Origin of the sequence: Georgenia ruanii (assembly GCF_009193175.1) — a bacterium.
Lineage (GTDB): Bacteria > Actinomycetota > Actinomycetes > Actinomycetales > Actinomycetaceae > Georgenia > Georgenia ruanii.
The window spans coordinates 1-22,412 of sequence record NZ_VUKE01000003.1 but is presented as its reverse complement, the minus strand read 5'-3'; the positions used below and the strand labels follow the sequence as shown (position 1 = coordinate 22,412).

Sequence of the window (22,412 nt, the reverse complement as noted above, 5' to 3'; positions counted from 1 at the left end):
ATCGGCCACTGCAGCGCGTTCGCCGACGCTCCGATCCCGCCCCGAGCCTCTCCGTCCTACCGAGGAACAGCGTGATCACCGACCCGGACAGCGCTCCGCGCGCCATCTCGCACAAGCGCTCGACGCGCATGATGCGCGCGCTCGAGCTGATCAACCACGCCGGCACGGTGCGCCTGGCCGACCTGGTCCGCGAGCTTGGCGTCTCCCCGGCCACCATGCGCCGCGACCTCGCCGACATGGAGGACCAGGGCCTCGTCGTGCGCACGCACGGCGGCGTGCGGGCGTTCGACGCGGCGCAGGAGCTGCCGGTCCGGCTCCGCGACACGCACTACCGCGAGGCGAAGCTGCGCATCGCGGCGCGCGCCTCCGAGCTGCTCCCGCAGGGCCGCTACTCCGTCGCGATCAGCGGCGGGACCACCGCGGCCGCCGTCGCGCGTGTGCTCGCCACCCGACCCGGCCTCGCCATCGTCACCAACGCACTGACAACGGCCACCGAGCTCGCCTCCCGGAGCAACCTCCAGGTGATCATGACCGGCGGCGTGGTGCGCTCGACCTCCTTCGAGGCCGTCGGGGTGCTCGCCGAGCGCACCTTCAACGCGATCAACGTCGGTACCGCGATCCTGGGCACCGACGGCATCAGCGTCCGCGGTGGCGCGACCACACACGACGAGATCGAGGCCCGCACGAACCACGCGATGGTCGCGCACGCGGAGCGCGTCGTCGTCGTCGCGGACGGCTCCAAAGTTGGCCGCGTGACGCTCGCCAAGATGGCCGACCTCTCCGAGGTCGACGTCCTCGTCACCGACTCGAGCGCGGACCCGACCGCGCTCGAGGCGATCCGGGCCGCCGGCGTCGAGGTGCATGTGGCGGAGGGCTGAAGCGCTACCCGAGGGCCACGCGCGCCGCCCACTCCCGGGCGAGCTCGGGGTCGAGAACCGCCGCCCCCGGCACCTGGGCGTTGGCCGCCGCGGCCGCCGCGGCGAGCCGAAGCGCCTCCCCGAGCGAGCCGGTCTCCTCGAGCCCGACGAGCAGCCCACCGAGGAACGAGTCACCGCTCCCGACCGGGAACAGCCCGACGTGGCCCTCGAGCCGGACGTGCACCCTCGACCGACCGTCGCCGGCGGTCGCCCCGGCCGTCCCGTCGGTGACCACCACCAGCCCGCCCGTCCGGCGGCCCACCGCATCGACCAGGTCGGTGAGGGGAGCGTCCACGGGCAGGCCGGTGAGCTCGACGGCCTCGGCACGGTTGACCTTGACCAGGTCGGGCGCGGCGTCGCGCACCACGGCTGCCAGCGCGCGGCCATGGCTGTCGACCGCGAGCCGCGCCCCGGCGGCGCGGACGGTCGCCGCTACCCGGGTGAGCGCGTCGTCGCCGAGCGACTGCGGCGAGGAGCCCGACACGAGCCACCAGCCGGGACGCTCCCGGGCGACGTCGGCCAGGCGCTCGAGGACGGCGTCGAACGTCTCGGCCGCGACGGGCACGGCGGTCTCGTAGATCTCCGTCAGCTCACCCGTCGCCGCCGAGGAGATGGAGATGCATGTCCGGGTGAGCGCTCCACCGTCGAACGCCTCGACCACGACGCCGTCGGCCGTTGCCGCCTCCCGGACCACCTGCCCCGTGCCGCCACCGAGGACGGCGAGCGCGAGCACGTCCGCGCCGAGACGCGCCGCTGCGCGCGCGGCGTTGAGCGACTTGCCACCGCCCACTCGCCGCACCGCGAGCGGGCGCTGGATCCCGTGCAGCTCGCTCACGACGTAGGTCACGTCCAGGGCCGGGCTCAGGGCGACCGCCGAGATCACCGGGCCTCCGCGGGGTGGGACGCGAGCATCCCGAGCGGCCGCAGGTCGGCGAGCGTCGCCTGCCGGCCCGTGCCGCCCGCCCCGAGGGTCGACAGCGACCCGGTTGCCGTGGCCCAGCGCAGCCGGACCGCCTCCTCGTGCCGGCCGTGCGCCATGGCCGCCAGGTACCCGGCGTCGAAGCTGTCCCCGGCCCCGGTGGTGTCCACCACGTCGACCTCGAGCCCGGCGGCCCGAACCACGGGTCCTGACGCACCGACCGACCAGCCGCCGTCGGCGCCGTCCTTGACCGCCACCCGCGGACCGAGCGACGCGACCGCACGCGCTGCGGCGACGTCGTCGTCCGCGTCCGCCCCCAGGCGGCCCCCTCCCGGCCCCGGGCCGAGCGCCGTGGCGATCGCGCGCAGCTCGGCCGTGTTGGGCAGCAGCACGTCGACGTGCTGCAGCACGTCCGCCAGGCCCGTCCACCGCTCGGCAGGATCCCAGTTGGTGTCGAGGCTGGTCGTCCAGCCCGCACGGCGCAGGTCCGCGAGGAGGGCCGGCAGCTCGGCGGCGAGGGCGGGCTGCAGGAAGTAGGACGCGACGTGGACGTGGCCCGGCGGACGCCCCGCCAGCGCGTCCCGCACCCGTGCGGCGCGCAGCGTCGGGATGGTGCCCGGCACGGTGAGGATCGCGCGGTCGCCCGGCGTGGAGAGGATCACGGAGAATCCGGTCGGGAGGACGGTGTCGACCTCCGCCTCGACGACGACGCCACAGGCCTCCAGGGTCTCCACCGTGTAGCGACCGAAGGCGTCGTCGCCCACCCGGGAGATGAGCGTCGTCGGGACGCCGAGCCGCGCGAGCCCGGCCGCGGCGATGCTCGCCGAGCCACCCAGGACGAGCTCTCCGGACTCGACCAGCTGCTCCGCCTGCCCGAAGCGCGGCACGACATCGCCACGGAGCACGAGGTCGACGTTCGCGTCGCCCAGCACCACGACAGGGGTGACGGCACCGCCGGCGCTCATCCCTTCAGCCCGGAGAAGGTCATGGTGGCGATGAACTGCTTCTGCGCGACAAGGAAGAACACCACGAGAGGGAGCGTCGCGACCACGTTGCCGGCCATCAGCAGCGACCAGTCGGTGCGGCGCGCACCCTGGAAGTTGGTGATGCCGAGCTGAAGCGTGAAGGCGCTCGGATCGTTGATCGCGATGAGCGGCCACACGAGGTCGTTCCACGATCCGAGGAGCGTGAAGATCGCGAGGGTCGCCAGGGCGGGGCGTGCGAGCGGCAGCACGATGCGCCAGAAGACCTGGAACCGGGTGCACCCGTCGAGCACGGCGGCCTCCTCGAGCTCGACGGGCAGGGAGAGAAAGAACTGGCGCATGAGGAAGATCCCGAACGCCGAGGCGAGCCACGGCACCATCGCGGCCGCGAGGGTGTCGATGATCCCGAGCCTGGAGAACATCACGTAGGTCGGCACCATGAGCAGCTGCGTCGGGATCATGATGGTGCCCACGATCGCGAAGAAGCCGACGTCACGGCCGGCGAACTTCAGGCGCGCGAACCCGTACCCCGCGAGCGAGCAGAGCACGAGGTGGAACAGGATGGCGACGGCGGAGACCGCCACGGTGTTCGCCGTCCAGCGCAGGATGTCCGACTCGGCGAAGAGCTTGCCGAAGCCCGCGAGGGTCAGCGTGGAAGGGAAGAACCGGGGCGGGAACTTGTTGATCTGCGACTCGGGCGTCAGGGACGTCAGCGCCATCTGCACGAAGGGGGTCGCGAAGACCAGCGCGATGGGCGCGAGGACGAGGTGCCACCGCCAGGACCGGCGCCGCACGCGGCGGCGACCGTGGGGGGTGGTTCGAACCGGGGCGGGACCGGCCGTCGAGCGGGCTGCCGGGAGGTTCGTGGGCGGGGCAGTCATCAGAAGGCACTCACCTTGGTCCGGCGGGAGTAGAGCGTGATCGCGATCGTGATGAGCAGCGTCACGGCGAACAGCCCGTAGGCGACCGCGGACGCATACCCGAACTCGAGCTGCTTGAAGGCCGCGCTCCACAGGTAGTACACGATCGTCTCGGTCGCCTTGAGCGGACCGCCTCGCGTGGTGGTGTACACGAGGTCGAACAGCTGGATCGCGCCGATCATCTGCCAGATCGTCACGAACACCGTCACCGGCGCGAGCTGGGGGAACGTCACGTGCCAGAACGCCTGCCAGCGGTTGGCCCCGTCGATCCGGGCCGCCTCCACGAGCTCGGCGGGGATGTCCTGGAGGGCCGCCAGGTAGATCACCGTGGTGAAGGCGGCCTGCCCCCACAAGGACATCAGCGTGATGACCACCATCGCCTGGTGGGGATTCTCGAGCCAGCCCTGCTGCGGCAGGCCCACCACCCGCAGGACGTTGTTGACGAGGCCGAACTGGGGGTTGAACAGGTACGTGGTGAGGATTCCGGTCGCCGCCGCCGACACGACGAACGGCAGGAAGATCAGCGTCCGGTACACGCCGACCAGCACGACGCGCCGGTTGAGGGCGACCGCGAGCAACAGACCGAGCAGCACGGACGCCGGCACGAAGAGGGCCGTGTAGACGACCGTGTGCATGGTCGCGGCGCGGAGCTGTGCGTCGGTCACCATGCCCTGGTAGTTCGCGAAACCGATGTTCTGCGGCGCGGAGAAGCCGTTCCACTCCTGCAGCGACAGGATGAACGCCCACACGGCCGGAAACACCGACAGCCCGAGCACGACGAGCAGCGCGGGCCCCACGAACCCCCAGCCGAGCAGCCGGCCCCCCGGGCGGCGGGTGCGGACCCGCTGCCCGGGGGGTCGGCTCGACTCCGGCGGCGAGCGCCACCCGAGGGCCGGGAGTGCGCTCACTTGTTCGCCAGCGCCGCGGTCGCGGTCGCCGCTGCCCCGTCGAGCGCCGACTTCGGGTCGCCCTGGCCCTGCAGCACCTGGGAGATGGCGGTGCCGATGGCCTCGGAGAGGTTGACGTAGCCGGCGACCGTGGGCCGCGGCTCGGTCGCGTTCTCGCCGTTGGCGGCCATGACGTCGAGCCCGGGCATCTCCTCGACCTGAGCACGGAACTCCGGGCTCTCGATCTCGCTCGCCCGCAGCGGCAGGTTGCCGTAGGCGACGTTCCACCGCACGTCCTGCTCGGGGGACGTGAGCCACTTCGTGAACTCGTACGCCCAGTGCGCCCGGTTGAGGTCGTGGTGGTCGAACAGCACCCACAGGTCCGGTCCGGAGACCGTCGTGTGCTTGCCGCCGGTCCCGGGCAGCGGGACGACGCCGTACTGCGTGCCGGCCACGCTCAGGTCGTACAGCGTCCAGGGCCCGGAGGTGACCATGCCGATGCGGTCGCTCGCGAAGAGCTCGGTGAACTTGGTGTCCGTCTGGTCCAGGTACACCGACTTGTCCTCGACCGCCATGTCGCGCAGGAACGTCAGCGCCTCGACGCCGGCCGCGGAGTTGAACTCGGCCGTCGCGCCGTCCTCGGAGAGGATCTGCCCGCCGCCCTGCCACAGGTGCGGCCAGAACTGCCAGGTCGTCTCCTCGGAGCCGGACACCGAGTACGCGTACCCGTAGGTGTTGGTCGACGCGTCGGTCAGCTTCTTCGCCGCGGCGCGGAAGTCCTCCCACGTCCAGTCCTCGGTCGGGTACTCCACCCCGGCGGCGTCGAACACCGTCGTGTTGTAGATGAGGGAGAGGTTGTCGACGACGGCGGGGAAGCCGATGGTCGCCTCACCGGTGGGTTGCGCCGTCTGCCGCGCGGCGCCGGAGAACTCGTCCCAGGCGACGTCGGGCTCCGAGACCTGCTCGGTGATGTCGAGCGTGCGCTCCGACGCGGCCAGCTCGCTCGCCCAGGACCCGAAGGCGTAGGAGATGTCGGGGTAGGTGCCGCCGGCGAACGACGCGGAGAGCTTCTGCAGGAGGTCCTCGGTGGAAGGCGCCCCGGAGGACACCTTGATGGTGACGTTCGGGTGCTCCTGCTCGAACTCCGCAGCGAGCCCTTCGAGGATCGTCTCCGCCTGGTCGGCCTGGCCGGTCCACCAGGTGAGGGTCACGTCCGCGTCCGCGTCGAGCGTGGTGGCGCCGCCCTTGGACGAGGGCGAGCAGGCCGCGAGTGCACCTGCAGCGGTGAGGGCCACCACCGCTGTGAGGGCGGTCAAGGGGAGGGAGCGGCGCTGAGACATCGTTGTCCTAGTCTGTTGAAGGGTCAGGGGTCGGAGGGTCACCGGTCACATGAGGACGACGGATCGGGTCAGGCCGCGGGGGGTGTCCGGTGTCAGTCCGCGGCTCTCTGCGAGGTTCACCGCGAGCCGCTGGGCCTGGGCGAGCTGGACCAGCGGGTCGACATCGAGGTGCAGCACCGTCGCCCCCGTCCGCTCGATGTCGGCCGCGAGCCCCGCGTCGTACGCCCCCAGAACCATCACCAGGGACTGCTGACCAGCGACGGCAATGGGACCGTGCCGGTAGTCGAGGGCGGGATAGGACTCGGACCACGCCTGCGCGGCCTCACGGATCTTGAGCGCTGCCTCCTGTGCGAGGCCGTAGGTCCACGACGAGCCGAGGAAGACGAAGTGCTGGAAGGCGTCGGCCGTCACCGGCAGCGGCGCGGCGAGGGCGGTGCGCCCTTCCTCGACAAGGTGGCTCATGTCTTCGCCGAACGCCGCGCGGGCGGCGGCGATGACCGACGTCGGGAAGCGCGTCTGGACGACCGACTTCTCGTCGGCGTAGTCGAGCGCAAGCACCTCGTCGACAGCGGCGGCAACCGGGCTCCCGGGGACCCCGACGATCGCGGCCGTGGTCACACCGGCGGGGACGCGCCGGAGGGCATCGAGCACCTCGGTCGTCGTCCCCGAGCGGCTGATGACGACGACCCGGTCGTACTCGCGGCCCGGCCGCCACTCGGACGCGTAGGTGCCGGCGGTCATGCCGAGGCCCGCGCTCTCGCGCAGCGCGGCGACGGACTCGGCGACGAAGGCGCTCGTCCCGCACCCGAGGATGAGCACACGTTCGCCCGCGGCGCCGAGCAACGCTCCGATCACGGGCTCGGCCAGCGCCCGAGCCCACACATCGGGCTGGCTATGGATCTCACGGGTGGTGAGGCTGCTCACATCGCATCCTTCGATCGAGGATCAGGCCGAGGCCAGAACGTTTTCTGATGCGCTCATATTGCTCAGCAATTGCACGAAAGTCAGCGAAACTGAAGGAAGTGAGCAGTATGAATGCGCACTTGCGTGGGTGGCGTACCGATCCGCATCGGCAGCGGCCATTCTTCGAGCCATGTCCCAGCCGCCCCCCTCTCCCCGGCCGCAGCCCGCACATCCGCGGCCGACGACGTCCGCACCGGCACCGGCCGGGTCCGGTGAACGCACCCGTGGCCGGCTGCCGTCCGATCTCCGCGTCGCCGACTGGGCACCGCGGAGCCGGCTCGCCGCGACCACCACCACGGTCGGCCGCGCCGCGGTGCCGGCCATCGACGTGCACAACCACCTGGGCCGCTGGCTCACCGACGGTCAGTGGTGCACGCCCGACGTGGACGCCCTGCTGGCCACCATGGACGCCGCGGGGGTGGAGACCGTCGTCAACCTCGACGGCCTCTGGGGCGGGGAGCTCGAGGCCAACCTGGACCGCTACGACCGGGCGCACCCCGGCCGGTTCCTGACCTTCTGCCAGGTCGAGTGGGCCCTGCTGGCCCAGCCCGACGGTGAGCGGCGCGCCCAGGAGCAGCTGCGCGACAGCGCCCGTCGCGGGGCACGCGGCGTCAAGGTGTGGAAGGACCTCGGTCTCCACGTGCGGGACGAGACGGGCGCCCTCGTCCTGCCCGACGACCCCCGGGTGGTCCGGACCCTCGCGCTCGCGGGTGAGCTCGGCCTACCCGTGCTCATCCACGTCGCCGACCCCAAGGCGTTCTTCGACCCGGTGGACGAGCACAACGAGCGACTCGACGAGCTGCTCGCCGTCCCCGAGTGGTCGTTCGCGGACCGCGACCGGTTCCCCACGTTCGAGCGCCTCCTCGAGGCCCTCCAGGCGCTCGTCACCGCAACCCCGGGGACGCGCTACATCGGCGCGCACGTCGGCTGCGTCGCCGAGGACCTCGATCACGTCGAGCGGCTGCTGGACGCCGCGCCGAACCTCGTGGTCGACATCGCCGGGCGGCTGGCCGAGCTCGGTCGGCAGCCGCGGCGGTTCCGCCGGCTCGTCCTCGACCACCCGGATCGCGTGCTCTTCGGCACCGACGCCTACCCGCTGACCGCGGAGCAGCTCGAGGTGCACCTGCGCTTCCTCGAGACGGCCGACGAGGCCTTCGACTACGCGCCCGGCTGCGCCGTTCCGCCTCAGGGACGCTGGACGATCTCCGGCGTCCACCTGCCCGGGGAGGTGCTGCGCGCGGTCTACCGGGACAACGCCCGCCGGGTGCTCGGCCTCGGCTGACCGACCTCGAGGTCTGCGCTACAACCAGTGGTGCCGCTTGAACACGACCCACAGCACGACGCCCATGATCACCATCGCCACCAGCGCGGCCGGGTAGCCGTAGTACCAGCCCAGCTCGGGCATGTTGTGGAAGTTCATCCCGTAGATCGTGCCCACCAGGGTCGGGGCGAAGAGGATCGCCGCCCAGGAGGAGATGCGCTTGACCTCCTCGCTCTGCTGGTAGCTGGCCTCGGTGAGCCGGCGCATCTCGTCGTTCTGCCGCTGGGCCACGAGGGTGGAGTTCACCGTGAGGGCGTTCTGGAGCAGCGCCCGGAAGGAGTCGGCCCGCTCGACGATGCGCAGGGTGTGGTCGTAGACGTCCCGGAGCTTGTGCCGCAGCTCGACGTCGACGCCGAAGATGTCGAACCCCTGCTCGAGGTGCTTGAGCATCTGGACGAGCGGGTGGGTGGCCCGCTGGAAGGCGATGACCTCGCGGGTGAGCTCGTAGATGCGGCGCGAGACGGACTGGTCGCGCTCGAAGAGCTGGTCCTCGATCTCGTCGATGTCGTTCTCCAGGCCGGCCACCACCGGGGCGTACTCGTCGACCACCTGGTCGAAGATGGCGTAGAGCACCGCCTCCGGGCCGAGGCGGAGCGTGTCCGGGGCGCCCTCCATGCGGCGCCGCACCTGCGCCAGGTTCGGCGACTCGGCGTGCCGGACGGTGACGACGAACCCGGGGCCGATGAACACGTGCAGCTCGCCGAACTCCACCTTCTCCGCGACGTCCATGTAGCGCGCGGGGTGCAGCACGACGAAGAGGGTGTGCCCGTACCGCTCGAGCTTGGGGCGCTGGTGCGCCTTGTAGGTGTCCTCCTCGGCGAGCGGGTGCAGGTGGAACTCCTGGGCGACCGCGTGGACCTCCTCGGGGGCGGGCCGGTACAGGCCGACCCAGGCCATGCCCCCGGTCTCGTCGCGCAGGTCGAAGGTCTCCTCGAGGCTGGCAGGGCTCGCCGCGCGGGAGCCGTTGACGTAGATGACGTTGTCCACGACGGCCATGAGCGTGCCCCTTCCTCGCCGACGCCGGCGGAGCGGTCCGTGGGCGGCGCGGTCCGTGTCGTCGGAGCTCCCGGCGTCTGCGTCGGTCTCGTGCTCAGCATGGCACGGTGACGGCGCCGAGACGCGGGAGGGGCCGGCGCCGTGCCCGGGCTCGGGTCGGAGGGTCGCCCTACCCTGGGCCCATGACCCCCGACGACGACGAGATCACCTTCCGCACCCGCAAGTGGATCAAGCCCGAGGACCTCAACGCCAACGGCACGTTGTTCGGCGGCAGCCTCCTGCGCTGGATCGACGAGGAGGCGGCGATCTACGTGATGATCCAGCTCGGCAACGAGCGGGTGGTCACGAAGTTCATCTCGGAGATCAACTTCGTCAGCTCTGCCCAGCAGGGGGACGTCGTCGAGATGGGCCTGCGGGCGACGGCGTTCGGCCGCACGTCGATGACCATGCGCGCCGAGGTGCGCAACCTGTTCACCCGGCAGAGCATCCTCACCATCGAGAAGATGGTGTTCGTCAACCTCGGCCCGGACGGCCGGCCGACGCCGCACGGGTACACCGACATCACCTACGAGCGCGACCGGGTGCCGGAGCGCCTGCGGGTGGCCGGCTCCCCGACCCAGTGGTGACCGGGCCCGGCACGCGGCCGTAGCCCCGGCCGCCCCGGGGCTGGGGCCGGGGCTACGGGCGCGGACGGCAGGGAGCGGGACATGACGAGCTCCGCAGCGAAGGTCCTCCCGCTGGTGCTCGCGACGATGACCTCCCAGGCCCTGCTCGTGGTCCTGGCCCCCACCGTGGTCGCCGTCGGGGCCGAGCTGGGGACGACGGTCGGGGCCGCCGGTCAGGCCCGGTCGGTCACCGCCGCGGTCTCCGTCGCGGTCTCGCTGCTGCTCGGCACCCGGCCGGGCCTGCTGTCGGTGCGTCGGCTGCTCGTCGCCGGGTCCGTTCTGGCCGTCCTGGCCTCCGGTGCGGTGGCCGCGGCCGGGTCCACGGCGACGTTCCTCGCCGCGCACGTCCTCGTCGGCCTCGCCTTCGCCCTCCTGCTCTCCGGCGGCTTCGCCGGCCTGGCGGCGTTCGACGCCGACCGGCGCCCGTGGGCGACGGGTTACGTCGCCGGCTCCAACGCGCTGGCGTGGATCCTCGTCACGCCGGCGGCCGGGGTGCTGACGGAGGCCTGGTCGTGGCGGGCCGCGGAGGCGCTGCCGGCGGCGCTGGCGGTCGCCGCGCTGGTGGCCGCGCCCGCGGCCCGGCCGGCCCCGTCGGCGCGCGCGGGGGCCGCCCTGGCCCCGCTCCGGGTGGGGGTCGCCCGCCGCTGGATCGTCGCCGAGGTGGCCGGGTACGCCGCCTGGACGTCGCTGCTCACCTTCGCGGGCGCCTTCTTCGTCCAGCGCCTGGGGGTGCGCGAGTCCCTGGCCGGCTGGCTGCTCGCCGGCGGCGCCGGCGCCTACCTCCTGGCCTCGGTCCGCTCCGGGCGCCTGTCCCGCCGCGTGCCGCGGCGCCGGCTGGTCGCCACGGCGGCGCTGATCATGGCCGTCCTCCTGCCGATGATGCTCGCCGTCGCCCGCTCGGCGCCGGTGGCCGTGGCGCTCTTCTGCCTCCTGGGCCTGGCTGCCGGGATCCGCACGCCAGTGTCCGCCTCCCTGGGGCTCGACCAGCTGCCCGCCCAGCCCGCGGCGATGATGACGGCGCGCACCGGCGCCACGCAGACCGGCTACCTCGTCGGCGCCGTCGTCGGCGGAGCGGTGATCTCCGGCGCCGGCTACCCCGCGCTCGGACTGGTGCTCGCCGTCGTCATGGCGACGTCGGCGGCGCTCGTGCTGGGCGTCGACGACCCGGAGCCTCCACGGCCCTAGCGCCCGCGGCTGCGACGTCCTGCCCGGCACGACGACTTCGTCCGCGGCGGATGAAGGCCGCGGAGCCTGCATGGGCGAACGTGGCTGTCTCACAGCGGACTGAGAGGGGCTCTTCATGGCCAAGCAGGATGAGGACACCCTGTACGTGATCGCGGCCGCGTACGACGACGTCGACGCCGCGGTGGCCGACTACGAGGCGGTCAAGGAGCTGTACAAGGCGGTGAAGACATCCCACGACTTCGATGCCGCCGTCATCTCGAAGGACGCCGACGGCAAGGTCCACATCGTCAAGAAGCACGAGCAGCCCACCCGGCACGGGGCAGCGGTCGGACTGGGCTGGGGCCTGGCCGTCGGCGTGGCCGCGGCGCTGTTCCCACCCGTCGGCATCGGGCTCGCCACCGCCGGGGGTGCGGGGACGGCCATCGGCGCGGTGACCGGGCATGCCACCGGCGGCATGTCCCGCGACGACCTCAAGGAGCTCGGCGAGGCCCTGGACGCCGGCACCGCTGGGCTGATCGCCGTCTACGCCACCAACATGGCCGACCAGATCGCGGCGAACATCAAGGCCGCCAACCGGATCATCTCGAAGGCCACCGACATGGAAGCCGACCAGCTCGCCGCCGACCTGAAGACGTCGTAGCGGCGCGTTGCCCTCGTTCCGCCGCGGTGACGGGGTGTCCGACGGCGCGGGCGACGGGGTGTCCGACGGCGCGGGCGACGGGGTGTCCGACGGCGAGCAGGAGCGGCGTGACCCAGGCGAGGCGCACCGCACGACGATTCGAACGCATGTGCGATATCATGGGTTTCGTTCACGCCGCTCACGCCCGCGCTCGCCGGGAGCCGCCGTGCGATACGACCATGTCCCTACGCTCGCCGAGCTCACCCCGGCGACCCGCACGATCGCCGAGGCCTACTTCGAGATCGGCCGGTGCGAGGGCTGGTGCGCGGGCTACGCCGCCGCCGAGGCAGACGAGGAACGCCGCTGGGCCCAGCTCGCGCGGGTGCTGCGGGGCGGCGTCCCCTACGACGAGCTCTGCGAGCGCCGCGGCGAGCACGCCCGCGCCGTCCGGCACCGCGCCCTGATGCGCGTGCGCGGCATCAGGTAGCCGGCCCGGCCGCGCCGATCGCCGAGACGTCCGGCCGCGCCGGGCGGACCATCGCGGTGGCGTCCGGTGCCGCGAAGCCGAACTGCTCGTACAGCCCGTGCGCGTCGCCGGTGAACAGCGTCCAGCGGAAGTGGGCCCCCGGCCCCTCGTCGATCATCGCCGCGACCAGCCGCTTGCCGAGCCCGTGCCCGCGGTGCGCCGGCAGGATGAAGACGTCGGCGAGGTAGGCGAAGGCGACGCCGTCGGACACCGCCCGGGCGAAGCCCACCAGCTCCCCGTCCGGCGCGTAGGCGCCGACCACCCGCCAGGCCGTGCGGACCTGCTCCTCGACGTCGGCGCGGGTGCGCCAGCGGTTCCAGTACGCCTCGGCGGACAGGAACGCCCAGATCGTGTCGAGGTCGAGCCGGGCGGGGTCGTCGTCGATGTCGTACGTCATCCGTGCATCCTCGCGCCCCACGAGCGCCCACCCGTCCACCCGCCCGCCGGCGTGCCGGTGTGCCGGTGTGCCGGTGTGCCGGCGTGCCGCGAGGACCTCGGCAGCCCAAGTTGCGGCGCCTGGCGCCACCCACGACGTTGAGGCCCTGCCCGGGAGGTGACGATCGATGACCGAAGAGCTGCTGGGTCGCGTCGTGGCCGTGCTCGTGCGCCTCGTGGAGGCCGCGGGGGCCGCCGTGATCACCGTCGGAGCGGCCATCGCCTTCGCGCTCTTCGTCAGGGCGCTGGCCCAGCGCGACACCCGCGGGTTCGTCCGCGTGCGGCTCCTCCTCGGGCGCTTCCTCGCCCTCGGCCTGGAGTTCCAGCTCGCGAGCGACGTGCTGCGGACCGCCGTCGCGCCGAGCTTTGCCGAGATCGGGCAGCTGGCCGCCATCGCCGCCATCCGCACCGGGCTGAACTACTTCCTGGCCAAGGAGATCGCCGAGGAGCGGCGCCAGCTCGAGGGCGAGCCCGCCGCGAGCGGCGCTCCCCCACCCGCCGCGCCGCCGACCGCGCCCCCGCCGGCCCCGCCGTGAGCGCCGTGCTGAGCACCCTGGCTCTCGCGGCCGTCGCCGCGGGCCTGGTCGTCGCCGCCGGGGCGGTGCTCGTCGTCGGGGTGCGCGCGGCGATCGGGGTGCTGCTCGACTTCCTCCTCGCCGCCGGCCTGCTCCGGCTCGCGGCCGAGCCGGGCTGGTCGAGCCTGCTCACGACGGCGCTGGTGGTCGCCGTCCGGCACCTCATCACCGCCGGGCTGGCCGCCGGAGCGGTGTGGCAGCGCCGCGCGTGACCGGCGGGCGCCCTGTCATCGCACCAGGACGACGTCGAGGGTGCGGGGCCCGTGCACGCCCTCGACACGCTCGAGCTCGATGTCGCTGGTGGCGGACGGGCCGGCGATCCACGTCAGCGGCCGGGCGGGGTGCGCGTCGAGCACGGCCACCGCCTCCGGCACCGTCGCCACGACCTGCCCGGCGGTCACCACGCACACGTGCCGGTCCGGGACCAGCGTGATGGCGCGCCGGCCCTGGTCCGGCTCGGCGTCGAGCACGATGGTGCCGGTCTCCGCGATCGCGACGCGCGCGCCGGTGAGGACCGCCCCGGCGCCGTCGAGGTCGGCGTTCGACAGCCGGGCGCCGGGGGCGTCGATGCGCACCTCGACGCCGGCGGGCAGGGCGGCGAGCCACCCCTCGGGCAGGGCGGGCGGGACGACGACGGACCCGGCGCCGGCGAGCAGGTCGGCCAGGGCGGTGGGCAGCTCGGCGGGGGTGCACCGGTGCACCCGGGCCTTGTAGTCCTCCAGCCGGTCGACGAGCAGCGCCAGCGCCTCCGCCGAGCCGGGGGCGACGTCGGAGCGGGTGCGGTACTCGCGCGGCACGGGCGGCGGCGCGGCGTGCGGGGTGCGGCCGAGGGCGTCGCGGAGGCGGGCGAGCACGGCCTCGCGGGCGCCGGTCATGATCCCACCCCCTCCTCGCCGCGCTGGCGGGCCCACCAGGTGCGGAAGCTCTCGGGCGGTGGGGCGGGCAGGTCGCGGCTGTCCGTCCACAGCGAGGCGGGGAAGGGCAGCCGCCCGATCCGCTCGTCCCGCGCGAGCAGCCGGCCGGCGCGGGCGGCGGCCGCCGCGGCGCCGAAGCGGCGGCCGGAGGACATCACCGCCGAGGCGGCGCCCATGGCGGCCTCCCACCCGGTGGGCAGCGCGCGGCGCTGCTGGGCCTCGGTGACCCGGTTGCGCAGGTGCACGAGCACCGCGGGGATGTCGATCTTGACCGGGCAGGCCTCGAAGCAGGCCCCGCACAGGGAGGAGGCGTAGGGCAGGGTCGCGGTGGGGTCGTGCGGGTCCAGCGGGCCCGGGCCGGTGCCGGTGCCGCGCAGCAGCGGGGTGAGGATGGCGCCGATCGGACCGGGGTAGACCGACCCGTAGGCGTGCCCGCCTGTGTGCTCGTAGACCGGGCAGACGTTCATGCACGCCGAGCAGCGGATGCAGCGCAGCGCCTGGCGGCCCACCTCGTCCGCGAGCGCCTTGGTGCGCCCGTTGTCGAGCAGGACCAGGTGGAACTCCTGGGGGCCGTCGCCCGGGGTGACGCCGGTCCACATGGAGGTGTAGGGGTTCATCCGCTCGCCGGTGGACGAGCGTGGCAGCAGCTGGGTGAAGACCTCCAGGTCGCGGAAGCGCGGCAGCACCTTCTCGACGCCCATGACGGTGATGAGGGTGCGCGGCAGGGTCAGGCACATCCGGCCGTTGCCCTCGGACTCGAACACCGCCACGGTGCCGGTCTCGGCGACGGCGAAGTTCGCCCCGGAGATCGCCACCTCGGCGGCGAGGAACCGCGCCCGCAGGTGCGCCCGGGCGGCCATGGCCAGCTCGCGCGGCTGCGCCGTCAGGCCCGCGGGGGCGTCGCCCATGCGCTCGAGGAAGATCGCGCGGATCTCCTCGCGGTTGCGGTGGATGGCCGGCACGAGGACGTGGGAGGGCATGTCGCCGGCGAGCTGGACGATGAGCTCGGCCAGGTCGGTCTCGGTGGCGCGGATGCCGGCGGCCTCGAGGTGCTCGTTGAGGCCGATCTCCTGGGTGGCCATGGACTTGACCTTGACGACCTCGTCCTGCCCGGTCGCCCGGACGAGGTCGGTGACGATGCGGTTGGCCTCGGCGGCGTCGCGGGCCCAGTGCACGACGCCGCCGCGCGCGGTGACCTGGGCCTCGAGCTCGGTGAGCAGCTCGGGCAGGCGGGCCAGCGCCTCGTCCTTGATGGCCGCCCCGGCCGCGCGGAGCTTCTCCCAGTCGGGCAGCTCGGCCGTCACCCGCAGCCGCTTGTCGCGGATGGTGCGGGTGGCGTGGCCGAGGTTGGCCCGCATCTGGGCGTCGCCCAGGGTCTCGTGGGCCGCCTCCGGGAAGGTCGGGCCCCACCGCAGCGGGTCCTCGGGGTGGTGGGGCGGCAGGGGCCGGACCTCGGGCATGCCGAGGAACGTGGTGCTCATCGGTTTGCCTCCGGGCGGTTCTGCGGCGCCGGGGTGGCGGTCGCCGCCGTCGTGCCGGCCCGCTCCCCCGGTGCGGCCGAACCGGCCGGGCCGTGCGGGCCGGGCGGGCCGGCGGATCCGGGCGGGCGGGCGGCGCCGGGCCGGTCCACGGGCAGCACGGTGGGGGCCCACGGCTCCTCGCGGGTGGCGGCGAGGATCTCCGCCAGGTGGGCCACGTGCACCCCGGTGCCCCCGCGCGAGAGCGCCCCGGCGATGTTCATCAGGCACGAGTAGTCCCCGGCGGCGAGCACCTCCGCGCCGGTGGCGAGGACGTTGCGGACCTTCTCGGTGACCATCGCGGTGGAGGTCTCGGCGTTCTTCAGGGAGAAGGTGCCGCCGAACCCGCAGCACGAGGCCGCCTGGGGCAGCTCGGCGAGGTCGATCCCCGCCACCGCGCGCAGCAGCCGCAGCGGCCGGTCGCCGACCTTGAGCAGGCGCAGCGAGTGGCAGGTGGGGTGGTAGGTGACCCGGTGCGGGAACCACGCGCCGACGTCGGTGACGCCGAGGACGTCGACGAGCAGCTCGGAGAGCTCGTAGGTGCGCTCGGCCACGAGGGCCGCGTCCCGGGCCAGCGTCCGCTCGCCCTCCCGGTCGGCGACCATGGCCTGCTGGTGGCGCACCGAGCCCACGCACGAGCCCGACGGCGCGACGATCGCGTCCCACGCGCCGTCCAGCACCGGCGCGAAGGCCGTCACGTGGTTGCGGATGACCGGCACCGCCTGGCGGAAGTAGCCGGTGTTGACGTGCATCTGCCCGCAGCAGGCCTGCCCGGCGGGGAAGTCGACCTCGTGGCCCAGCCGCTCGAGCAGCCGGGCGGTGGCCGCCGGGGCCTGCGGGAACAGCGCCTCGTTCAGGCAGGTGGCGAACAGGGCGATGCGCACGTCACACCTCCAGCGGTCGTCCCACGAGCGTATCCGGCGGGTCGGGGGCCGTCACCGCGCCCGCCCCGCGCCGAGCCGGCGCCGGACCCTGCGCAGGCGCCGGGCGGTCGGGGGTGTCGCGCATCGGTGCCCCCCTTCACGCGGGGACGGCGACCAGGCGCCGCTCGGCGGCGGGCGCGGCGGCGAGGCGGGCGGGCACGTCCCGGCGGCAGGGAGGCCGGGTCGTCGACGTCGACGACGCAGCCCAGCGCGGGCACCTCGGCGGCGGCGCGACGAGCGCGGGCACGTCCACCTCGGCGTCCATCGGCTCGCCTTCTTCGCCAGCGACCGCTCGACGCTTCGCATCATCCTCCTGCGCAGCACCGCCCGCAGGGCGGCGGGGAGGCCGTTACGCGGGGTTGGGCGGGGCGGCGGGAGCGGCCTCCGCGGGCGGCGGCGCCGCCGGCGAGGGCTCCGCCGGGGCGGGGGCCGGGCCGGAGCTCGGCACCAGCGCGACCGTCGAGCCGGGCCGGGCCCGCACCCCCGGGCCCGGATCCGTCTCGGCCACCGTGCCGGGAGGCCACGTCGAGGCCACCGGGTCGGCGACGGTGACGTCGAAGCCGTGGTCGCGCAGGATGGCCCGTGCCTCGTCCACCGAGCGGCCGACGACGGCGGGCAGCGCCACGCGGTCGCCGTAGAGCTGACGCGAGCCCGGCTGCGCGAACCGCTCCACCGGCACGCCGTCGAGGGCCCGGGTCATGTACCGCTGCCAGGTCTGCGCCGGGTACGAGCCGCCGAAGACCCACGTGTTGTACCGGCCGTTGATGGTCGTGTACATCATCGACTTGTCGCCCTGCGAGTGCCCCATCCACACGGCGCCCGCCAGCTGGGGCGTGTAGCCGACGAACCAGGCGTGCGTCTCGTCGTTGGCCGTGCCGGTCTTGCCGGCGGCGGGCCGGCCCGGCAGCACGGCGTTCTTGCCTGTGCCCCGGGCGGAGACGACCTGCTGGAGGGCGTAGTTCACACCGTTGACGACCTCGGGCTCGAGCACCTTGGTGCAGCTGGACGGCGGGACGGGCACGTCGTTGCCGGCCCGGTCGGTGACCTTGGTGACGGCCACCGGGGTGCAGTAGGTCCCCCCCGCCGCGAGCGTGGCGAAGGCGTTCGCCTGGTCGAGCGGGGTGACGGTGTTGGTGCCCAGCACCGCCGCCGGGTTGGGCATGAGGGGCTCGCCGTTGCCCTGCTTGAGGCCCATGCTGGCGGCGTTGCCGACGATGTCGCACATGTCCATCTGGTTCGCCATGTCCAGGAACGTGAGGTTGATGGACTGGCGCGTCGCGTCCAGCACGGACATCTTCGAGGAGGTGGGGATGCCCTCGAGGTTGGTGGCGTTGTTGTAGTCCGCCTTGTACTCGGGCGCGCAGGAGATGTTCCACGACGCGCGTGGGTAGGTCTTCTTCGTCGCCGAGACCAGGTCCCCGAGGGAGTGCCCGGTCTCGAGCCACTCGATGAGGGTGAACACCTTGAAGCTCGACCCGGACTGGAAGCCCCGCCCGCCGCCGTGCGAGGTGCCCACGTTGAGGTTGAGCTGCATGGCCGAGGGGTCGGCCTCGCTGGCCTCGCCGTAGTTGGTGTTCTGCACCATCGCGACGATCTTGCCGGTGCCCGGCTCGACCGAGGACATCGCCATCTTGATGCCGGACGGGTCGTTGACCGGCACGGAGGCCACGACGGAGTCGTAGGCGGTCTGCTGCTTGGCGAGGTCGAGGGTGGTGTGGATGGTCAGGCCGCCGCGCATGAGCATCTGGGAGCGCTCGGCCCGGTCCTTGCCCCAGCTCTCGTTGTTCATCAGGTCCTTGACGACGTACTCACAGAAGTACGCCGCGATGCCGGCGGCGTCGCACCCGTTGGGGGTGTTCTGCACGTCGAGCATGTCCGGGACCGGGACGGCCACCGCCTCGTCGTACTCCTCCTGGGTGATGTACTCCTCGCGGAGCATGTCGCGCAGGACCTCGTTGCGGCGGCGCTCGGCGTTGTCGGGGTGGGCCACGGGATCGTGCCGGGCCGGGGACTGCGTGATGCCGGCGAGCAGGGCCGACTCGCCGATGCCCAGGTCGGCCGCGGACTTGTTGAAGTAGTGCCGGGCGCCGGCCTCCACGCCCCAGACGGACGGGCCGAACTGGGCGATGTTGAGATAGCCCTCGAGGATGTCGTCCTTGCCGACCTGCTCCTCGAGGCCGACGGCGAGGCGCGCCTCGCGCAGCTTGCGGCCCAAGGACGTCTCGGTCGCGGTCTTGATCGCCTCGTCGTCCCCGCTGACCCGACCGGCCTCGATGAGCACGTTCTTGACGTACTGCTGGGTCAGCGTCGACGCGCCCTCGAGCTGGCCGCCCGCCACGTTGTTCGCCGCCGCGCGGAGCATGCCCTCGGGGTCGATGCCCTTGTGGTTGTAGAAGCGGCGGTCCTCGACCGCCACCACCGCGTGCTGCACGTGCTCGGAGATCTGGTCCAGCCCGACGACGATGCGGTTCTCCAGGTAGAACGTCGCCATCGGCGAGCCGTCGGCGGCGAGCATGACGCTCTGCTGCGACGGCTGGGGGATGGCGAGCTCGCCGGGGAGGTCCTCGAACAGGTCGCTCGAGGCGGTGGCCACGGTGCCGACGGCGCCGACGGCCGGCATGACGAGACCGGCGACGAGCACGCCGCCCGTCGCGGCGGTCATGACGAAGGCGAGCAGGAGGGCCACGAGCTGCTTGGGCCTCACGGCACGCGTCGGCGACGGGAGGGGGGTCATAGCACGTACAGTACGGGGCCGCACGGTCTGAAAAAAGGTTACGGACAAGTGGGGTCTACTTGGCTTGCCACTCTGTAGCCCCACCGGACGGTCTCCAGTATCTATCGTGCTTCCCAGCCCACCTGGCAGCCTCCTGCCAAAACGGGGCGAAACCATTGCCTTTTCAAAAATGAACGCCATTATTGGGTTGCGTGGAGACCCTTACCCGCCCTCGCGACCCGCGATCCCAGCGGACGGTCTCGTCGCTCCAGCGCGCGCTGGCCTCCCTGGCACGCACGACGTCGCCCGCGCACATCGACGTCACGTCGCTCTGCCGCGCCGCCGGCGTCCACCGGACGACGTTCTACAAGCACTTCGACACGGTCTCCGGCCTGGCCCTGTCCCTCCTGACGGACCTCCTGGAGGGCGCCGACCCGCCGGACGTCGGCTACGCCGCCTGGCTCAAGGCGACGCTCGCGCGGGTGGCCGAGAACCGGCAGACCTACCGCTACCTCCTCACGGCGAGCGGCGACCCCGTCCTCATGCGGACGGTGTGCAACCTCCTCACGGCCCGCGCCCAGGAGGCGGTCGCGGCGGCGACGGCTGAGGGCCACGTGCCCAGGATGGACGAGCGCGCGCTCGGGCTCGCCCTGGGGTTCGCCTCCTACGGGCTCATCGAGGCGGTCATCGCGGACGAGACCCTCGACGTCGCCGGCTCGGTCGACGCCCTGCTCGCCAGCTTCCCCGTGCCGCTCGGCGCGGTGCTCGTCGCCTGACCTCGCCGAGGCTCGGGGCCGCTGACCGGGGCCGGGCGTACCGACCGGCCCACGCGTCGGTTATGCACTGATTGTGGACAAGACTGTGGGGAAAGTCTCCGCGCGCCCTGGGCGTGTTGGGCCGGGCCGCCGCCCGACTCAGCCGTGCAGCGGCAGCACCAGCTCGGTGGGGCCGCCCTCGACCACCCGCACCGGGATGCCCCAGTCCTGTGAGGCCAGGTGGCACGCGGGGAACTCCACGGCCGGGTCGGCGTCGCAGGAGGCCGCCTTGGCGGTGACGGACAGGACGACGGTCTCGGTGCCGTCCTGGGCCGGGTCGGCCGCGAGGGTGACGACGCGCTCGAGCTCGGTGCCCGAGCCGGCGCCGTCGAGCAGGACGCCGGGCCGGGAGGCGGCGACGTCGAGCTGGGTGGACGGCCCGAACCGGTCGTCGAGCTTCTGGCCGGAGGCGGGGGTGAACACCACCCGCAGCGCGAAGGTGGGCGCGACCTCGGTGACCGGCCGGCGGGTGCGGTGCGCGGCGCCGTCGTGCCGACGGCCCGCCTGGCCCAGGGGCAGCCGGGTGAGGCGGTGGGCGGCGGACTCGACGACGAGGAGGTGGGTGCCGCCGTCGACGACGAGCAGCCCGGACGGCTCGGCGAGGCCGGTGGCCAGGGTGGAGACCACGCCGGCCGCGGGGTCGTAGACCCGCACGGCGCCGTTGTAGGTGTCCGCGAGCGCGACGGTGCCGTCGGGCAGCGCGCAGACGCCGAGCGGGTGCTGCAGCAGCGCCTCGGAGCCGGGGCCGTCGCGGTGGCCGAACTCGAAGAGCCCCTGGCCGACGGCGGTGCTCACGGTGCCGTCGAACCGGCCGGTGAGGTCCACCCGGCGCAGCGCGGAGGTCTCGGCGTCGGCCAGCCACAGCCCGCCGTCGTCGGCGGCCAGGCCGGACGGCTGGGCGAACCAGGCCGGGCGCAGCTCGCCGTCCACCAGGCCCTCGTGCATCGTGCCGGCCAGGTGTCGCAGGGCGCCCTCGACGGGGTCGAAGGCCCAGAGGGTGTGGTTCCCGGCCATGGCGACGACGAAGGCGGCGGCGGTGGGCGACCAGGCGACGTCCCAGGGCGAGCTGAGGCGCAGGGCGAGGGGGGCGGTGCCGGTGCCGTTGTCCGGGCCGCCGACCATGTACTGCTCGCCGGTGCCCGCGAGCGTGGTGACGTGCCCGTCGGCCAGCCGGACCCCGCGCAGGAGGTGGTTGACGGTGTCGGCGACGACGACGTCGTAGCCGAGCGTGGCGCGCAGCTCCGCCGGCACCAGGGCCAGGCCGTTGGGCTCGCTGAAGCGGGCGGCGTCGGGGGCGCCGTCGGCCCGGCCGCGCTCGCCGGTGCCGATCGTGCGCACGAGCGTCTCGCCGTCGGCGGCGAGCTCGGTGAGGCGGTGGTGGCCGGCGTCGGCGACGAGCAGGTTGCCGCCGGGCAGCTCGACCGCCTTGGCGGGGAAGCGCAGGGTGGTGGCGGCCGGCTCCGGCGGGACGTAGGGGCCGTCGCCGCGGTGCAGCGTGCCGGCGGCCTCGTGCTGGGTGACGAGCTCCTCGACGAGGATCGCCAGATTTGTGGCGTGCCCCTCCCCCGCCATGGTGGCGACGACGTAGCCCTCGGGGTCGATGACGACGAGGGTCGGCCAGGCGCGGGCGGTGTAGGCCGACCACGTGACGAGCTGGGGGTCGTCGAGGACGGGGTGGGCCACGCCGTAGCGCTGGACCGCCGCCGCGAGCGCGTCGGGGTCGGCCTCGTGGACGAACTTGGGCGAGTGGACGCCGACGATGACGACCTCGTCGCGGTGACGCTCCTCGAGCTCGCGCAGCTCGTCGAGGACGTGCAGGCAGTTGATGCAGCAGAACGTCCAGAAGTCGAGGATGACGATCTTGCCGCGCAGGTCCGCCAGCGTGACGTCCTTGCCGCCGGTGTTGAGCCAGCCGCGGCCGGTGAGCTCCGAGGCGCGCACGCGGGGGGCGCGGGTGGGGTTCGTCGTCATGGCACGAGCCTGGCAGCCGCCACCGACACCGGCGAACGGCTTCTCAGATGGCGGGTGGACGACGCGCCACTTCTCAGCATCCGGACGAGGTCGCCGGGTACGCGTTGGTCCGAGCACGAGGAAGGGGCCGTCGGCGGATCGCGACCCGCCGACGGCCCCTCGGCCCTGCCCCCGGCTACTGAGCCCTGATCCACCGACGCTGAGCGGAGCCCGTTGGTCTGGCGGTCGCTGGGGTCGGGATGAGGTCGTGGGCATGGCGGGGCTGCCGGTCTGTGCCGGCCCTTCCACGTCGGGTTCCTCGGTCGTGC

At 73.4% G+C, this 22,412-nt stretch carries 22 protein-coding genes and 1 pseudogene; 9 read left to right on the top strand and 14 right to left on the bottom strand.

Translation table 11 applies throughout. The features are described 5' to 3' along the window. Positions 1 to 71: 71 nt before the first annotated feature. Complete coding sequence (locus tag GD880_RS04595) at positions 72 to 878, top strand: DeoR/GlpR family DNA-binding transcription regulator (RefSeq protein WP_226909379.1); 807 nt, start codon at positions 72 to 74, stop codon at positions 876 to 878. Positions 879 to 882: 4 nt separating this feature from the next. Here GD880_RS04595 and GD880_RS04590 read toward each other — a convergent pair whose 3' ends face one another. Genes GD880_RS04590 through GD880_RS04565 form a run of 6 tightly spaced genes read right to left on the bottom strand, consistent with a single transcriptional unit; the run spans position 883 to position 6,890 of the window. Next, the gene (locus tag GD880_RS04590) at positions 883 to 1,800 is read right to left on the bottom strand and encodes a 1-phosphofructokinase family hexose kinase (RefSeq protein ID WP_193314358.1); all 918 of its coding nucleotides are present in this window, start codon (positions 1,798 to 1,800) and stop codon (positions 883 to 885) included. Further along, positions 1,797 to 2,801 carry a carbohydrate kinase family protein gene (locus tag GD880_RS04585; RefSeq protein WP_152230455.1) on the bottom strand — a complete coding sequence of 335 codons (1,005 nt, stop codon included), beginning with the start codon at positions 2,799 to 2,801 and terminating at the stop codon, positions 1,797 to 1,799. Before GD880_RS04585 ends, GD880_RS04590 begins: the two co-directional genes overlap by 4 nt. After that, entirely contained in the window at positions 2,798 to 3,700 is a 903-nt protein-coding gene (locus tag GD880_RS04580) for a carbohydrate ABC transporter permease (RefSeq protein WP_152230454.1), read from the bottom strand. The genes GD880_RS04585 and GD880_RS04580 overlap by 4 nt, the downstream gene beginning before the upstream one ends. Continuing rightward, complete coding sequence (locus GD880_RS04575) at positions 3,700 to 4,647, bottom strand: carbohydrate ABC transporter permease (RefSeq protein WP_152230453.1); 948 nt, start codon at positions 4,645 to 4,647, stop codon at positions 3,700 to 3,702. Before GD880_RS04575 ends, GD880_RS04580 begins: the two co-directional genes overlap by 1 nt. Continuing rightward, positions 4,644 to 5,966 carry an ABC transporter substrate-binding protein gene (locus GD880_RS04570; protein ID WP_152230452.1) on the bottom strand — a complete coding sequence of 441 codons (1,323 nt, stop codon included), beginning with the start codon at positions 5,964 to 5,966 and terminating at the stop codon, positions 4,644 to 4,646. The genes GD880_RS04575 and GD880_RS04570 overlap by 4 nt, the downstream gene beginning before the upstream one ends. Before the next feature lie 45 nt (positions 5,967 to 6,011). After that, positions 6,012 to 6,890: an SIS domain-containing protein gene (locus GD880_RS04565; protein WP_152230451.1), complete on the bottom strand. Its 879-nt coding sequence runs from the start codon at positions 6,888 to 6,890 to the stop codon at positions 6,012 to 6,014. 352 nt (positions 6,891 to 7,242) lie between these two features. Between GD880_RS04565 and GD880_RS04560 the strand changes: the two genes are divergently transcribed. Continuing rightward, positions 7,243 to 8,211: an amidohydrolase family protein gene (locus tag GD880_RS04560; RefSeq protein WP_226909378.1), complete on the top strand. Its 969-nt coding sequence runs from the start codon at positions 7,243 to 7,245 to the stop codon at positions 8,209 to 8,211. Between the two features lie 18 nt (positions 8,212 to 8,229). Here the strand turns inward: GD880_RS04560 and GD880_RS04555 are convergent, their stop codons facing one another. Further along, positions 8,230 to 9,246, bottom strand: coding sequence for a magnesium and cobalt transport protein CorA (locus GD880_RS04555; RefSeq protein ID WP_152230449.1), 1,017 nt, complete (start codon positions 9,244 to 9,246; stop codon positions 8,230 to 8,232). Positions 9,247 to 9,428: 182 nt separating this feature from the next. Between GD880_RS04555 and GD880_RS04550 the strand changes: the two genes are divergently transcribed. The 4 genes from GD880_RS04550 to GD880_RS04535 all read left to right on the top strand — a co-directional run bounded on the left by GD880_RS04550 (position 9,429) and on the right by GD880_RS04535 (position 12,202). After that, a complete protein-coding gene (locus GD880_RS04550; RefSeq protein ID WP_152230448.1) occupies positions 9,429 to 9,872 on the top strand; it encodes an acyl-CoA thioesterase in 444 nt (147 codons plus the stop codon). An 81-nt stretch (positions 9,873 to 9,953) separates the two neighbouring features. Next, positions 9,954 to 11,096, top strand: coding sequence for an MFS transporter (locus GD880_RS04545; RefSeq protein ID WP_152230447.1), 1,143 nt, complete (start codon positions 9,954 to 9,956; stop codon positions 11,094 to 11,096). A gap of 115 nt (positions 11,097 to 11,211) precedes the next feature. After that, positions 11,212 to 11,736, top strand: coding sequence for a DUF1269 domain-containing protein (locus GD880_RS04540; RefSeq protein WP_152230446.1), 525 nt, complete (start codon positions 11,212 to 11,214; stop codon positions 11,734 to 11,736). 205 nt (positions 11,737 to 11,941) lie between these two features. Continuing rightward, on the top strand, positions 11,942 to 12,202 hold the full coding sequence (locus GD880_RS04535) for a hypothetical protein (protein WP_152230445.1): 261 nt from the start codon (positions 11,942 to 11,944) through the stop codon (positions 12,200 to 12,202). Here GD880_RS04535 and GD880_RS04530 read toward each other — a convergent pair. After that, positions 12,195 to 12,638 (bottom strand): GNAT family N-acetyltransferase, encoded by a 444-nt coding sequence (locus GD880_RS04530; protein ID WP_152230444.1) that lies wholly within the window; start codon positions 12,636 to 12,638, stop codon positions 12,195 to 12,197. The two genes, GD880_RS04535 and GD880_RS04530, sit on opposite strands and share 8 nt — an antisense overlap. Positions 12,639 to 12,804: 166 nt before the next feature. Here GD880_RS04530 and GD880_RS04525 point away from each other — a divergent pair, with 166 nt between their 5' ends. Together GD880_RS04525 and GD880_RS04520 are read left to right on the top strand one after the other, a co-directional pair. After that, positions 12,805 to 13,212, top strand: a complete 408-nt coding sequence (locus tag GD880_RS04525; RefSeq protein WP_152230443.1) for a DUF1622 domain-containing protein — start codon at positions 12,805 to 12,807, stop codon at positions 13,210 to 13,212. 5 nt (positions 13,213 to 13,217) lie between these two features. Further along, complete coding sequence (locus GD880_RS04520) at positions 13,218 to 13,463, top strand: DUF1622 domain-containing protein (RefSeq protein ID WP_226909377.1); 246 nt, start codon at positions 13,218 to 13,220, stop codon at positions 13,461 to 13,463. A gap of 15 nt (positions 13,464 to 13,478) precedes the next feature. Here GD880_RS04520 and GD880_RS04515 read toward each other — a convergent pair whose 3' ends face one another. From GD880_RS04515 to GD880_RS04500, 5 genes and pseudogenes are all read right to left on the bottom strand, one after another. Continuing rightward, positions 13,479 to 14,126, bottom strand: coding sequence for a LutC/YkgG family protein (locus tag GD880_RS04515; protein WP_152230441.1), 648 nt, complete (start codon positions 14,124 to 14,126; stop codon positions 13,479 to 13,481). Next, positions 14,123 to 15,646, bottom strand: a complete 1,524-nt coding sequence (locus GD880_RS04510; RefSeq protein WP_152230440.1) for a lactate utilization protein B — start codon at positions 15,644 to 15,646, stop codon at positions 14,123 to 14,125. The genes GD880_RS04515 and GD880_RS04510 overlap by 4 nt, the downstream gene beginning before the upstream one ends. Before the next feature lie 155 nt (positions 15,647 to 15,801). Then, positions 15,802 to 16,566: pseudogene (locus tag GD880_RS04505) on the bottom strand ((Fe-S)-binding protein); the annotation flags it as partial. A 136-nt stretch (positions 16,567 to 16,702) separates the two neighbouring features. After that, positions 16,703 to 16,870 carry a hypothetical protein gene (locus tag GD880_RS20220; protein ID WP_193314357.1) on the bottom strand — a complete coding sequence of 56 codons (168 nt, stop codon included), beginning with the start codon at positions 16,868 to 16,870 and terminating at the stop codon, positions 16,703 to 16,705. A gap of 84 nt (positions 16,871 to 16,954) precedes the next feature. Beyond that, complete coding sequence (locus GD880_RS04500; protein ID WP_152230438.1) at positions 16,955 to 19,339, bottom strand: transglycosylase domain-containing protein; 2,385 nt, start codon at positions 19,337 to 19,339, stop codon at positions 16,955 to 16,957. A 191-nt stretch (positions 19,340 to 19,530) separates the two neighbouring features. On the opposite strand from GD880_RS04500, the gene GD880_RS04495 reads away from it, so the two are divergent. Then, positions 19,531 to 20,094: a hypothetical protein gene (locus GD880_RS04495; protein WP_152230437.1), complete on the top strand. Its 564-nt coding sequence runs from the start codon at positions 19,531 to 19,533 to the stop codon at positions 20,092 to 20,094. Positions 20,095 to 20,232: 138 nt separating this feature from the next. Here GD880_RS04495 and GD880_RS04490 read toward each other — a convergent pair whose 3' ends face one another. After that, entirely contained in the window at positions 20,233 to 22,104 is a 1,872-nt protein-coding gene (locus GD880_RS04490) for an NHL domain-containing thioredoxin family protein (protein WP_152230436.1), read from the bottom strand. Between the last annotated feature and the right edge of the window lie 308 nt (positions 22,105 to 22,412).

Excerpts from the sequence above, each read along its gene's own strand:
- GD880_RS04545 (WP_152230447.1), top strand. The coding sequence starts at position 9,954 with ATGACGAGCTCCGCAGCGAAGGTCCTCCCGCTGGTGCTCGCGACGATG.
- GD880_RS04490 (WP_152230436.1), bottom strand. The coding sequence starts at position 22,104 with ATGACGACGAACCCCACCCGCGCCCCCCGCGTGCGCGCCTCGGAGCTC.
- GD880_RS04555 (WP_152230449.1), bottom strand. The coding sequence starts at position 9,246 with ATGGCCGTCGTGGACAACGTCATCTACGTCAACGGCTCCCGCGCGGCG.
- GD880_RS04515 (WP_152230441.1), bottom strand. The coding sequence starts at position 14,126 with ATGACCGGCGCCCGCGAGGCCGTGCTCGCCCGCCTCCGCGACGCCCTC.
- GD880_RS04525 (WP_152230443.1), top strand. The coding sequence starts at position 12,805 with ATGACCGAAGAGCTGCTGGGTCGCGTCGTGGCCGTGCTCGTGCGCCTC.
- GD880_RS04540 (WP_152230446.1), top strand. The coding sequence starts at position 11,212 with ATGGCCAAGCAGGATGAGGACACCCTGTACGTGATCGCGGCCGCGTAC.
- GD880_RS04580 (WP_152230454.1), bottom strand. The coding sequence starts at position 3,700 with ATGACTGCCCCGCCCACGAACCTCCCGGCAGCCCGCTCGACGGCCGGT.
- GD880_RS20220 (WP_193314357.1), bottom strand. The coding sequence starts at position 16,870 with ATGGACGCCGAGGTGGACGTGCCCGCGCTCGTCGCGCCGCCGCCGAGG.
- GD880_RS04500 (WP_152230438.1), bottom strand. The coding sequence starts at position 19,339 with ATGACCCCCCTCCCGTCGCCGACGCGTGCCGTGAGGCCCAAGCAGCTC.
- GD880_RS04530 (WP_152230444.1), bottom strand. The coding sequence starts at position 12,638 with ATGACGTACGACATCGACGACGACCCCGCCCGGCTCGACCTCGACACG.
- GD880_RS04585 (WP_152230455.1), bottom strand. The coding sequence starts at position 2,801 with ATGAGCGCCGGCGGTGCCGTCACCCCTGTCGTGGTGCTGGGCGACGCG.
- GD880_RS04550 (WP_152230448.1), top strand. The coding sequence starts at position 9,429 with ATGACCCCCGACGACGACGAGATCACCTTCCGCACCCGCAAGTGGATC.
- GD880_RS04570 (WP_152230452.1), bottom strand. The coding sequence starts at position 5,966 with ATGTCTCAGCGCCGCTCCCTCCCCTTGACCGCCCTCACAGCGGTGGTG.
- GD880_RS04510 (WP_152230440.1), bottom strand. The coding sequence starts at position 15,646 with ATGAGCACCACGTTCCTCGGCATGCCCGAGGTCCGGCCCCTGCCGCCC.